Annotated in this window: 14 protein-coding genes; 1 reads left to right on the forward strand and 13 read right to left on the reverse strand. The window is 39.1% G+C overall.

Annotation, left to right across the window (positions count from 1 at the left end):
- The first annotated feature begins 65 nt into the window (after positions 1 to 65).
- Entirely contained in the window at positions 66 to 2,939 is a 2,874-nt protein-coding gene (locus MMG82_RS02375) for a hypothetical protein (protein WP_241406415.1), read from the forward strand.
- A 164-nt stretch (positions 2,940 to 3,103) separates the two neighbouring features.
- Here the strand turns inward: MMG82_RS02375 and MMG82_RS02380 are convergent, their stop codons facing one another.
- The 13 genes from MMG82_RS02380 to MMG82_RS02440 all read right to left on the reverse strand — a co-directional run bounded on the left by MMG82_RS02380 (position 3,104) and on the right by MMG82_RS02440 (position 12,912).
- On the reverse strand, positions 3,104 to 3,496 hold the full coding sequence (locus MMG82_RS02380) for a hypothetical protein (RefSeq protein WP_241406416.1): 393 nt from the start codon (positions 3,494 to 3,496) through the stop codon (positions 3,104 to 3,106).
- A gap of 129 nt (positions 3,497 to 3,625) precedes the next feature.
- Entirely contained in the window at positions 3,626 to 4,429 is an 804-nt protein-coding gene (locus tag MMG82_RS02385) for a hypothetical protein (protein ID WP_241406417.1), read from the reverse strand.
- Between the two features lie 27 nt (positions 4,430 to 4,456).
- A complete protein-coding gene (locus MMG82_RS02390; protein ID WP_241406418.1) occupies positions 4,457 to 5,035 on the reverse strand; it encodes a hypothetical protein in 579 nt (192 codons plus the stop codon).
- Positions 5,036 to 5,119: 84 nt separating this feature from the next.
- Positions 5,120 to 5,617, reverse strand: coding sequence for a shikimate kinase (locus tag MMG82_RS02395; protein WP_241406419.1), 498 nt, complete (start codon positions 5,615 to 5,617; stop codon positions 5,120 to 5,122).
- 109 nt (positions 5,618 to 5,726) lie between these two features.
- Positions 5,727 to 6,536 carry a nucleotide-binding protein gene (locus tag MMG82_RS02400; protein WP_241406420.1) on the reverse strand — a complete coding sequence of 270 codons (810 nt, stop codon included), beginning with the start codon at positions 6,534 to 6,536 and terminating at the stop codon, positions 5,727 to 5,729.
- Positions 6,537 to 6,965: 429 nt separating this feature from the next.
- On the reverse strand, positions 6,966 to 9,740 hold the full coding sequence (locus MMG82_RS02405) for a hypothetical protein (protein ID WP_241406421.1): 2,775 nt from the start codon (positions 9,738 to 9,740) through the stop codon (positions 6,966 to 6,968).
- Positions 9,741 to 9,877: 137 nt separating this feature from the next.
- A complete protein-coding gene (locus MMG82_RS02410; protein WP_241406422.1) occupies positions 9,878 to 10,171 on the reverse strand; it encodes a hypothetical protein in 294 nt (97 codons plus the stop codon).
- Positions 10,172 to 10,206: 35 nt separating this feature from the next.
- Positions 10,207 to 10,554 carry a hypothetical protein gene (locus MMG82_RS02415; protein WP_241406423.1) on the reverse strand — a complete coding sequence of 116 codons (348 nt, stop codon included), beginning with the start codon at positions 10,552 to 10,554 and terminating at the stop codon, positions 10,207 to 10,209.
- An 81-nt stretch (positions 10,555 to 10,635) separates the two neighbouring features.
- Entirely contained in the window at positions 10,636 to 11,115 is a 480-nt protein-coding gene (locus tag MMG82_RS02420) for a hypothetical protein (RefSeq protein WP_241406424.1), read from the reverse strand.
- A gap of 36 nt (positions 11,116 to 11,151) precedes the next feature.
- The gene (locus tag MMG82_RS02425) at positions 11,152 to 11,526 is read right to left on the reverse strand and encodes a hypothetical protein (RefSeq protein ID WP_241406425.1); all 375 of its coding nucleotides are present in this window, start codon (positions 11,524 to 11,526) and stop codon (positions 11,152 to 11,154) included.
- A complete protein-coding gene (locus MMG82_RS02430; protein WP_241406426.1) occupies positions 11,523 to 12,065 on the reverse strand; it encodes an HK97-gp10 family putative phage morphogenesis protein in 543 nt (180 codons plus the stop codon). The genes MMG82_RS02425 and MMG82_RS02430 overlap by 4 nt, the downstream gene beginning before the upstream one ends.
- Before the next feature lie 8 nt (positions 12,066 to 12,073).
- Complete coding sequence (locus MMG82_RS02435; RefSeq protein WP_241406427.1) at positions 12,074 to 12,394, reverse strand: head-tail adaptor protein; 321 nt, start codon at positions 12,392 to 12,394, stop codon at positions 12,074 to 12,076.
- Between the two features lie 8 nt (positions 12,395 to 12,402).
- Complete coding sequence (locus MMG82_RS02440; RefSeq protein WP_277622143.1) at positions 12,403 to 12,912, reverse strand: head-tail connector protein; 510 nt, start codon at positions 12,910 to 12,912, stop codon at positions 12,403 to 12,405.
- Positions 12,913 to 12,925: the final 13 nt, after the last annotated feature.

Here is a 12,925-nt window from a genome sequence, read left to right on the forward strand (position 1 = left end):
GAATAAAGATAATAGAAATAATAAAGCCCCAGCTGGAACTGAGGCTTAACTTACATGGAGTTTATATGAATAACAATAATAACAATACTATTTATAATTATGGATTTGTGGCTTCGACTAGAAAGCCCGATATGTTACTGCACACATCAACATGGGACGAGTTAGTTTTTATATTCTCAACTCCAATTGAAAGTGATGACAAGTACACAGCAACTGGATTCGTTGGTTGCAAGATGTCTGGTGCATATAGAAGTACTGAAAACGCTATTCAACGTGAATTCTTCTACGTCGACGTAGATGATGGTGCAACTATTGAAGAAGTCGAAACAGCACTGAATGGCTATACGTATTTACTATACACAACATTCAGCCATACACCTCAGAAGCCTAAGTTCCGCGTAATCATGCCACTTGAAACGGCATTATCATATGAAGAATGGAACACGCGCAAAGACTCTATGAAGCAGATGTTCAAATTTGCAGACCCAGCTGGCTTCACCTTCTGTCAGTACATGGTAACCCCTGTTGTATCACCTAATAACAGAAGTTCTTACGTGTTCAAAACCAATACAGGTAAGCCATTCGATGCACTTGCATTAGCGAAAAAAGAGATAAACAAGAGTGAATTCAACCTCACTTTATCACTTGATTCACATGATGAACTTGTGTGCGGGTTAACTAAACATTTACCACATGAGACATTGAATCATAATGATCGATACAGACTTTTAGGTTGCATGAAAGCTGTTAGTATTGACGCACTAGTAGCAGCTCAATTGATTATGTCAACTGGTTCAAATAAGACTATCAGCTATTGGTTATCTGAGTATAAGCGTTTGAACGCTGCGCATTACGGCGCTGGTAGCTTATACCGAATTGCACAAGTGCAACTATATAAACCTGAACCTAAGCTAGCCATCGCGACTAAAAGTAAGGAGGAGAAGAAAGAGCACTCACCTTTCGATCTCCTTTATAACCTAAATCCAGATGAATACTTAGGTGACGTGTTAGCGGCCATTGAGAGTAACTTTGGATACTTGAATCTATTGATTGCTGATTGTGGTACAGGTAAGAACTTCTCAACATCCCGCACCCCAAATAACTGGGTTGTGAGTCCCCTGAGAATTATTGTTCAACAGAACGCAGCATCAGCTAACGAAGAAAATTATGATGTTGTTGACGTCAAGTTAGACGCAATTGAAGAAAACAAACTCAAGCTTGAAGATGGCCGCGCACTAGCCACATGGAATCAGCTCATAACAATAATACAGAAGCATAAAGCTGGTGAAGATTTATCATCACTAAAGAACATAACACTTTGGGTTGACGAGAGTCATGGCTTGTATATGGATTTGTTCAAAGAGAAAACATTGAACGTGGTATATGACATTGTTCGATTGAAATTATTCAAGAACGTTGTGTTTATGTCAGGCACATCAACAACTGATGATTATCACGTTACTTTCGATAAAGTTATTCGCGTGGCTAAGAAAACACAGCCCAAGTATACCACTAAGGTAATTACTGATGAGTTACTGAGTTATACTGCGAACGCAATCAACACATCAATGGCTGATGGTATTGTTGTGTTATGGAACAACGTTGACCAAATCAAGAAACTTGAACAACTGATCACTAAGAAGCTGCTTAGAATCACTTCTAATGACAAAGACGAACAACGTAACCAACTCGACCAACGTCATTTGAAAACGTCAGAGAAACTGCCCTCAGGCTACAATGGCATCATTGGCACGTATAGCATTGTGGAAGGAATGAACGTCAAGAACGTTGTTGACACTGTTGATGTGTTCATTGTTGGTGACGAGTGCATTGAGCGTATTGAACAAGTATCGAACCGTTATAGAAAAGCTCAACAAGTAACAGTGCAGCACATCGTATCACCTGTTCAACCTGATTTGGAATACAGCATTCTAAATCGAAAAGACGTTGTATCAGATGCTGTAACGAAAAAGAATGCATTGAACATTGTATTGCAATCAGCCATTACTAAAGAAGCTCAGTACGTGTTTGCAAAGAAACTGCATCATGATTTATATGACGCAAAATTCATCAGTAACTGTTATAGCTTGGTGCGTGTGGTTGATGACGAGTTCGCTGTAAATTACGTTGGTATTGATAATCAGATTTCAAATAGTAAGGCCAGATTTGATAGTCTGAACTTCAATAGCTATAAGCAACGCCTAAGTGGTTTGAATCACATTGTGTGTTTGAAATTCGCTAAGGCTTATAAGTTCACTAAAGAAGAACAGGAAGCTATTGATGAGGCTGTAGCTGCTGAGAATGAAAAGGTAATTGCTGAGGCATTAGCTACTGCTATTGACTGTGTTCGAAATGGTTCAGTTGAAAGTGTACTTGAAGAGATACGTTATAAAGAGAGTGAACAGGTATTAGTTAGCATGTTGTATCAAGCTTTGAAGGCGTTGAATTATATTTCCAAGGATGATGTGATTCATATGCTACAGAAAAAAAACTTTGAAAAGCTTGAAACTGATATCAAGCGTGTTGCCTTCGATAACCAAGTATATAGCTATCTGCAATCGAACTTGAACATCGGTGATCGTTTATATAATGATGGCAATAAGCTTGCACTAGCAGAAAGCATCATGAACATTTTCAGAAAGCTTCCAGCATTGAAAGCTGCTGATGTTGACCTTAGTAAGATTGCAAAATACGAGAATGGAGTGATTACAAGTAAATCAGCTACTGCAATCCTAAAGAGATACATCATCCTTAGTGAGCAGAAAGCTACTCGCGTAAACGGAAAGAAAGTTTGTTATGCGGAAGTAAGATCTAAATCATTATCTGGCTATGTACTGGCTAAGCAGCCAAGTAAAGATGATAAGGTTTTGAAAGAAGCCATTATTGCAGCGAAAGCATCAAGTGCTGGTAAGAACATGAGAGCGTTGGTGAGGAAGTAATGAGGTAAAAGCACGGATTCTTGTTTGAGAAAAATAGTAATTTACTTATATCTGACACAAGAATCAGTGCTTTTATATCGAGACAATGACAACAAATGTCCTTAGCGTAGAGCTAAGAGCATTGACAATGGTTTGTTAAGTGCCCACCATCGGAAAGAATTGCCTTAATAATCCCAATCGTTTTCTACAATCTCTACAGGAATTTGATCAATCATTTGTCCAATTTTCCAACCAGTTTTAACTAGGATTTCCTCAGGGGTATTCTCGGGTACGATGAACCAATAACAATAAGTCATGTCACCACTATTGCCGGTGTTTTCATTAAGCTCCGCTCCCATCTCTTCCCAGTCATCATCAGAAATCCCAAGGTGCTGAGATAGAAGGCTATCAGGAGCTTTTATAAGTGTTTCGAAAAAAGTACCTGTTGTACGCTCTTCCCTTACAGTTTTATGGCAATTGGGACAGTTAATTGGCTCTCTACAAGCTCCACAAATTCCTCCACCACCGATTTCGGTTACTGAAAATTCAGCTCCACATTTAGGACACACTTCACTCATGATCAATCTCCAATCGAAAATAAGGCTTGAATAGAGCCAACTTCTTTTCTTAATTAATCATCTTGACGTATCGAAAATACACCATCTAAGATGAACACTTAAGGCCTGCATAAGGGCAGCAAAACGTTTTCAGGGTGTGACTTGATGCGTTGTTATACGCGCTTTACGGTGTGCCTCATCCACCAGTTTCACATAAGCTTTGAAGGCATCAATGATATAGTTCAAACTGCCTTTCTCTAAAACTATATTACGGCCTAACCTTTTGACTGAACCATCAGAGTATCTACTTTGTTCTGGATCTTCGATACCATCATGATGGAATAAATGGGGGTAACTTTCGATTAGGGCATCAATAGCTGCTATTGGCTTTTTACGCTCAAACACGCAACCATTATTATGAACGCAATTGTTTCTAAGCAGGCGTAATCGGTCTATTGCAGCCCATTCTTTTGAATTTTTCAGCTCAGGATAATGCTTTGAAAGAAAATTGTGTGCCTTAACAATCCCGCTATCATCGAAGTTATCTGGCTTTTTGCCTCCTAAACTTTTGTGATAACCACGACAAAGTCCTAACAAGTCCACTTCATAAATTCCATAGATAGTTTGGAATACAGATCTTCTGTTTAGGCAAGGGAAATATTCCAAAAACATGTCATCTAAAATCACATCATTGCCTGATAAGCCATGATAGTGTTCAATGCTATCAAATATCCCTTCTTCTTTACTAATTTCAATCTCAAATGTCTCAGGCCCCTCAGCCTGATACTTTTTTATCTCCGACTCAATTATTTTCTCAGTTTGACTAACAAGTGATTCCACTATTTCATTGGTCAAGTGCAACACTGAAATATAAGGAATTTTCATAGCTTTTAATGTCATAACAACCTCTCTGGCTGGCAACGCATAGCCAGTAAACTCAAATACAACAGCCATAACCACCGTGCCTCTAGAAGCACTTGGTTAAGCGCTAGTATCCACTAGAAAAGGGAAATTTAATCGATATGCTGCTTTTACCCTGTCATAGATATCTTGATCGTCTTCTTTATGGCAACCTAGTGCTAAATAATAATTTTTACCTTCATATACTTGATAAACAATCCATTCACCAGAAAGTTTCCCTTTATGTGCACGTTTCTCAATGGTCATTACCGTAAACTCATGAGCCAAAAGCTTGTACATTTCATCATTCGTATAACCAGACTTATATCGCTCAAAAGCTTCATTCAAGGCCTTGTCTAGTTTCGTGTTACCACAATATTCAAGACCAAACTCAGCATTTATATTGCCGCGAATAAAGCTAGCATTAAAAAAATGAGCTTTATATAACCCTTTCAGTGGTAAGTGCTTGAATACTCCTACCTTCTTGGAATTACCCTTCTCAATTCTTTTTAACTCATCACTTATGCAATGAACGCTTAGACTGCGATTTAACTCATGATTCCAGATTTGAGCTATCAAAACCGAACTAATACGCGACAGATCCAATCCATAAAAAGCTAGACTTGAGCTTGCATATTCTTCTAACTGGTTTCTATCCATAACGCCCTATTTAGGTGTGATGTACGGAATACTGACACCAACAAATGCCACATGTGCCAAATCACTCGAGCACTTTGTTATGTGCTAGTCAGCATCATACTCATATACTAACTCTGAGTTCATATGCGGTTGCATGGATTGATGGTATTTCATATCACTTTTGTATGGTTCGCAGTCGTAAATACCTGAAGGTTCCGATTCAGAAGCGTATGACTCAATATCAAATCCATAGTGCCATAACTTCATAGCCGACAATTTTTTTACATAAATGCAGATTCCAACAGTAGCAGAAATCATCGCTAACACGTCACGTAAGCATATGCCAAGTACGATAAACGTACGGTTACTTTCTTCAAGTGCAGTCATCCTCGCTTGTAGTGACTCTATATCAATCTGCGTAATAAAAGGAACTTCTTCATCGCTTCTAATAATGTATGAATCTATGTCTACAAATTCGATACCAAGGCGAGATGAAAGCTCACGGCCTAATGTCGTTTTCCCTGCGCCAGAAGCACCTTCAATACCTATTGTTACTGGTGAATCTAATAGCTGGATAAATTGAATTATTTCGTCGATATTCATTATTCACTCATTCGGAAAACGCACACAACGCGTACAACTTTGTAGCGAAGACTAAGCTGCAAACGAAAAGCCATCGCTGTGCCTACATTTGTTAGGCCTTAGATGTCATTTAAATGAAACTATTAATGACATAGCCACAGGCTATTAATTCTTTTGCTACATTGTTTTTCCATGCACCTAATGGGTCCAAAGTAACATAAACAACGCCGCTTATATCATTCGGTGTCTCAATATCACCTTTTACAAGTGAGCAAACGTTTTTTCTGCCTAGCTTAGCCATAAGGTAGCCATGCTCAAATACAACATTCTGGCGAGCTCTATTTTTAGGACTAATCTTCGATTCATGGACGCCCCGTCCGTGATCACATGCCGTGTAAAGCACAAGTGCGAAATCCGCATCATTGGAATAGTATTCAATTTTTTCAATAATCGTCATGCCAGAGCTTGCTTGTTCATGCAAGATAATTGCTTCAAGCCCCAATTTTTCAATATATCGGCTGACCTCTTGCTTCGCTTCATTATCTCGCCCATGAACAATAAACACTTTTCGCTTATTTCTTGTCACGACCATCGGCTCGTTCGCTGACACATTCTGAAAAGAGCCAACTTGCGGTATCGGCTGGGCTGGCTGACCAAACTCAAGCAGGTCAAGCACAGGGGTAAACTCCGCAGATAGATATGTTCTTCGCTCAGCATATGTCCCGAATTTCTGCTTAATAAATCCCCAGAAAGTGTCTAAGTTTCTGTGTTGCTTTAACCATTGAGGAAGAAAAGGAGAAATATTTGGATTGTTTAACAACTCAGAACGCAAGAACTCAAACTCTCGTGAGTCAGCCGCCAACCCTGTAGCTCTTGAGGTTAAAAGGTTAACAAGATAGCTAACTTTATCGAAATCACTTTCCAAAAATTCGATGCTCAAACCTAACTCCTTTGCTCGGTGCTATATTCGTATCCGGCCTAACATTTTGGGTGCGCATGTACGGTTACTTCATTAGACTAGTGAAAACGCGCATAGTTAACTGTATATAATGCAAAAAAGTTATCAGCTTTTTAGCAAATATACCATCCAGCAAAATGCTCATGCGCGTTCCCCAAACCGTTTATTTATGCAATGAAATCAATAGGCATTTGATTTTAATTCCATTTGTTTGGACTTGTATGTGAAAACGCGCACGAAGGAAGGATAAAACCTTCCAAAGATGCCATGATTTGAATACGACTGTATGTTGTTAAGCCTCTTGGTACTGTAAGGAAATGCAAAAATGACTTTAATTGTATCCAGCAGTGAATCTTGACAGGTTAAGTCCAAGCTAATACAAAGAGTCTAACCCTATTAGCCTTACACTTTTTAAGTTGAATGCTTCTCAATCATTTCTTGCAGATAACCCTCGATTGAATCCATCTGATCAATCACGGATTTACTATCTAATGCAGTAATTTGAACTGTAAGTGACGTTGGTTGTTTAGAGCTTACATCATTTGATTTAAGAGATTTTAGATTACTGATAGCTCTAGCCTCATGTTTAGGGATAATAATCTCCCCCTTCTCAACATACGCTGTACCCGTTGAAGGTATCTCACCACCATTATGGAACTGACCGATAACACTTGCACCCGCACTGGCAGCGGCTGTCATACCACCTGCAAAACCTCCAGCTAAGCCACCAATCATTGTCGCAAATGCAGGGGCACCCATGTTAATAGGCCATGGAGCTGCGGCAAATGACGTTAGAGCGTTTAATGACGCTTCCGCTATCTTCTCTGTGCCTTTTGCTGCGGCCGCCTTAGCGTTTGTCTTACCCGCTATAGCTGCATACATTTTATCAATAAGGAACATCTTAACTTTTTCAGCAATATATTGAATGGCCATTTGTTTAAATACGTTCTGCATACTCTTACCAAAGTCATCACCATTCACCATCATCTCTGCAAAGCTTTGTCCAACACCCTCACTAATACTTTCCCACATACCCCACATGTCTTCTTGAAAGCCAGTTAATGATTCAGCCCAAACTTCTCGCTGTGACTCAAGATGCTCATATTCCATATCAGCTCTGGCATCAAGGTATTCTTGTTCAGTTATAAGCTTATCTGCGAACCCCTTTTCAAGATTCTGTAATTCCAGCTCCTGCTTGATTTGTAATGCTTCAGTTTCTAAGCCAAATGATTCAAGCTTATTAGCACGTTCCAATGCCTCAGCTTGTGCCCATTCCATCCGAGCATCATGAGCCTCTTGTTCAGTAATCAAACCTGCCGCTTGTTGATCAGCGATGTTCTGTAGATCAAGCTTGCGTTGCATAGTGTTACTTGTTTCAACGAGTCCTACTTGAGCTAATAGGTCAATCCTCTCTTGTGCATAAGCGCGTTCTTGAGTAGCTATATCTTCGCTTAATTGCATTTTGGCCTTACTGGCTTCAATGCTTGATAATTCTCCTTGGCTTTCAAGTTTATTGATCTCATTAAGACGTGATTGGAATCTTAGTGAATTAGCATCTTCTGCTAATCCAAGTTGCTCCAATGTTCCGATCTTATTATCAAGTACTTGTTTATTATAATCATTCAACAATATTGATTGAGCTTTAGCTTCCTCTGCTTCGGTCAAGAAACCATTGCGTCTGTATTCGGCAATCTTTTTAATTGATTCCTTATAAGCATTCTCAATAGCTGAACGAGCGCCAATAGCTCCTGAGATCATACTGTTATAATCAGCTAGTGCATCTTTACGGCCAGCGCCAATAACATCACCTTTGGCTGATGGTGTTATTCCTTCACTGTCCGTTATGGCACCAGAGCCTACTTTGTTAGCTGCATCATCGATGTCTTTTTGAAGTTTAGAGAATAGATTTGCAGTGCTTTCACGTGCTGATTTAAATCCGCCTTCGAATCCTGTGTTAACACTCGTTTTAATTTGGCCTGATAGACTGAATACTTGAGCGGATAATTGATTGAATTCAGCTTGTGCATCACTCACTACACGTTCTTTCTGGTCTAATTTGGGCTGGATTAGCCCTGCATGATATGGATTATCTGATAACGTCTTCTTAGTCGCATCACGTACTGACATTGCCTTAAGTAATCGATCCTCAGCTAAACCTAGTTCCTCAGAGCGTGCTTTTAACTCTTTTTCAAGATCACTAGTGGTAAGTTCAATCTTAATCGGCTCAGCATCAGTCCCTGGCATGTTAGCCCATGCGTTATGAACCTCAACCACTGCCCTATAGATGCTCTGGAATGTTTTAACTAGGAACTCAGTAACGTTAATTACAGTGTTAGTGATGGTTTTAGCAGTGTCTAACGCCCATTGATGCAAGCCACCTTCACCCTTTTCAATTTCGAGCAGATAATCACTAGCCGTTTTCATTACCGTTTCAATCATAGGCGCAAACGCCACACCGAAACGTTCCCTAATAATGCTTATCTGTAGCCCTAATTTCTCCCACGTTTTACTTGCATCGTTAAGTAACTCGATGTCGGTTTTTGTAACGAAACCGCCCATCTGCCTATACTCTGCAATAACGTCATTAACCGACTTCCCCTTAGCTCTAAGAGCATCTACAACCTTTAGTAATGCATCACTACCCAAGGCATCTGCGAACTGTCTACGGTTGTTCTCTGACATGTTCTTAGTGGCATCCATAAACATCTGTAACTGTTCAACTGGCCCAGCCATGTTCCACTGCTTAAGGTTAAGATTCACTGAGTCAGTTAAATCTTTAAATGCACCGCCACCAGTAATAGCGAGTTCGCTGATTTTAAGGTTAAGATCCTTTAATCCACTCCAAACATCATCACTAGTTACACCGAATGCAGCCAGTTGAGTTGTTAATGCACGGTACTGGTTAACATTCACACCTATCTGACGTGACAGATTGACCTGCTCCTTAATGTTCTTAGAAGTGCTTAACGTATTTGCAATGATAGCTGTACCAAATGCAGTCACTGCTCCTAGGCCAATCATCAAGCCTTGAGTCATAATACCGCCAGCTGCTGCGCCTACGCCTGCCAAGCTCTTACCTATTTCATTTGTATTCTTTTTTGCGCTTGCGCTTGCAGCGACTAATGCTTGACTAAATCGAGCAGTGTTCGCCACTAAGCTCACGCTTAATGTTGCAATATTTGACATATGAAGTCCTTTTCATGTGTTTATTGATAGATTTTTTGGTCAAAAAAAAAGCCCCGAAGGGCTGTTAAACGGGATGACCCCAGTTTGAGATTTGTTTAAATTGAGAATGAGGTACTTGCGAGGGCAGAATGTGATTTTTATGATGCAGTCTCGTCATCAATAGCTATTGAAAACAATGTATTGAATGCTTTGGCGACTCTATCTTCACTTGACTCAACTTTCTCGTATTGAGCGTATTGTTCTGGAAACACATCGACAGGTTTAAATGATTTACCCTTAGCCATATGCGGTGCTGTTAGAAACTCAATCATCCTATAAGATTTGAATGTCTCCCATTCCGCACCGCATTTATTCTCAGTGCAATATTGGGCAAGTAGCAAGTAATCATCATATGGCATAGCTCTGATCTCACTTGGAAGTTTTTTAAACACATCACATATCAAAGCTATTGTGTGATCACGCGAATTTAATTTAGATCTACCTTCGCTTGATTCTTTCCCAATGGATCTCTAAGCCACTCAAAAATTGTTTCTGACAGTTCAAGTACTGTTCCTTGGTCTAATGCATTAAGATCATCAAATGACGTTAATACAGGCTCACCATTCTCATCTCGAAGCCAATAAAGAATACCTTTAGCAAAGATCTCATCAGGAGTATCCAAGTGTTCTTTAACGAATGCTTCATGATCAGCAACTGACATACTTTGGAGATAGATAACATCCCCATTCGATAATGTGCGTTTATATAAACGCGGTTTGAACATACGCATCAAAGCGCCTATTCCTTTTTCCTGTTCTTTAGCTTTCCTAGCCATTATGATCTCCTTAGAGCATAGGTCTCAAACTGGTGCTCTCGTTTATTAGTAAAGATTGTCTATTTAATCTATTTAATCAGTTTAGAAACCTTTTAATGATTTACGTGGTGCGCCAATAATATTCATTACAATTGAAACTTGACGAACACCATCAGCAGCTGTTGTAAAGTCAAATGAACCCATTTGGCAATCAACAGTTAATAATGAACTTTTCTTATATTCAGCTGTTTCACCCATTTCAATAACAGCAGTATGTGATGTGCCAGCATCGTATGCAGCTTGCAAACGAGCCAATCCACCATCATCCATAACGTAGTTAACCAGCACTGTATATGGACCAGCAGTCTTGATACCTGATAAGTTTATTGCGTAGCCTTGGCTATCATAACCATCTGCATATTCATTAACTGTTACTGTGCCAGCTGCATCAGTTAAACCTGAAATGTCTGCGACGTACCCAACTAAATTAGCTTGTACTGCCACATCAGCAGTAGTTGCACCAATAGCACCAACGAATAAACGTGTTGCTAAACCTGTATTTCTTACACCTGTAGTAGCCATCCATGGCCTCCTATTAATCTTTATTTTCTAATCTACTTATCTTGTATCCATTGCTAGATTTATGTCCGTAATGAATTGATATAGTTTTGTATCGCTCTCGAATATTGGTTGTTGTTCAGTTATATTAACGTTCAATACTCGGTAACTATCTTTTGCACTATTGATATCACCTGAATACCCATAGAATTTATCGAAAATTACTCCCTGTAATTCCCGACCATTTAAAGCTGATTTGTTGAACACTGATACTTGATAATTCACGCTATAAACAGCATCCATATGAGCATTGAATTGATTCACAAGTGGTGTTAACACAACGAAGTTATCTATTGCACTTTCAGGTGCTTCCATAAAGTACACTTGAACATTCAGAAGTGTTTCAAGCTCAGACTTTAATGCAATATCAATCATGGCTTACCTCCTTTGTTAGCAGCTTTCGCAGCCCTTGCAACTGCTCTAGCATTCTTAGCTGCAATAACCATCGATTCACGTATTAAACCTAGTGATAAGCTTTGTTTGAATGTGTTAAGAACTAAGCTTTGATTATTTTCTAATGCAGGTCTTAAGAAGGGAGATGCAGCTTTCTTACTTGAACCAAACTCAATAGCTAAGATATAGTATCTACTGTCTATATCAGTGCTAGCGTGTTTAATACGTTTGAAGTTACCAACCTTGAACGCCATTGTCGGTTTATCAACTCCAGATAGATTCAGTTCACGTAACTCACGCTGTATCTGTTTCTCTGTCTTATAAGTTGATACTCTTAACTGTAATGATTCTTTAAGGACTTGTGTATCTTGCGGCACTAATGCAATAGCTGTATCTAAAACTACCTTCATTGCTTCTTTACCAGCAGTTCTTAGTATTTTAGTACCCGCTTTTATACCGATTTCTGCAAGCGCATCGTCGAGTTCTTTTAACCCATGCACCGTTGTATACTTGTATATCATAATCACCTCTATTTAAGAGATTGTGCTATGATTACAAGCTCACGGTTTGCATCATTAACGTTATCAACTGAGAGTATTTCTAATTGAATGTTGTTATATACAATGACATCAGTATTTAGTATCTCAAGAGGGTTCCAACGAGTGTGAATAACGTAACGTGTTAACTGTTTCTTGACCTTATCAAAAGTGCTTTCATCGAATTGCACCTTTGATACACTTGCATAGATGGTTAATATTGATTTCAGCTCACTCTGTACTTGTCCAATTTCATCAATGATTTCTGTTGCTCTGAATATCTCACAGAGTTTATTAAGCTTCCCTGCTTGCATATAACCTCCTAGAAGTATTTGTAATTAGCTAGGAGATTTTCAACTCCGAATGGAATCTCTTTTAGATTAAGCTCAGTCTGTTGCTCTCTATGTTCATAGAAAGTTCCAATGACCAATAAGATTGCTTGTTTGATAGCATCAGGGACTTCAAGAACATCATCAGTTCCGACAACATAATTAATGACAACATCTGCTGACTTGTTGAACGTTATACTCTTTTTAATAAGACTGACCTTATACTCAGATTTATCTAGTAAGACATCATCAACACTGACATCCTGAACGGATTTTAAATTTCCGAACGGTAATTTCACTGGTTGATTACCCTTGACGGTTAGCTCTATAGCTATATGAGTGGTCATAATCTTAATATTGCAGTACTGCTCAACATAGTCAGTCGCAGCGAGAATCAGTGAGTTCAAATACTCAGTTTCATTTTCATCACTGATTCGCAGATGTTGCATTACTTTTTTGAGTGATACTGGGGACATTTCAGGTCTTTTTGTGACTATATACATATCCCCTACCTCA

It is taken from the genome of Shewanella sp. MM_2022_3 (assembly GCF_022557375.1).
GTDB classification, from domain to species: domain Bacteria; phylum Pseudomonadota; class Gammaproteobacteria; order Enterobacterales; family Shewanellaceae; genus Shewanella; species Shewanella xiamenensis.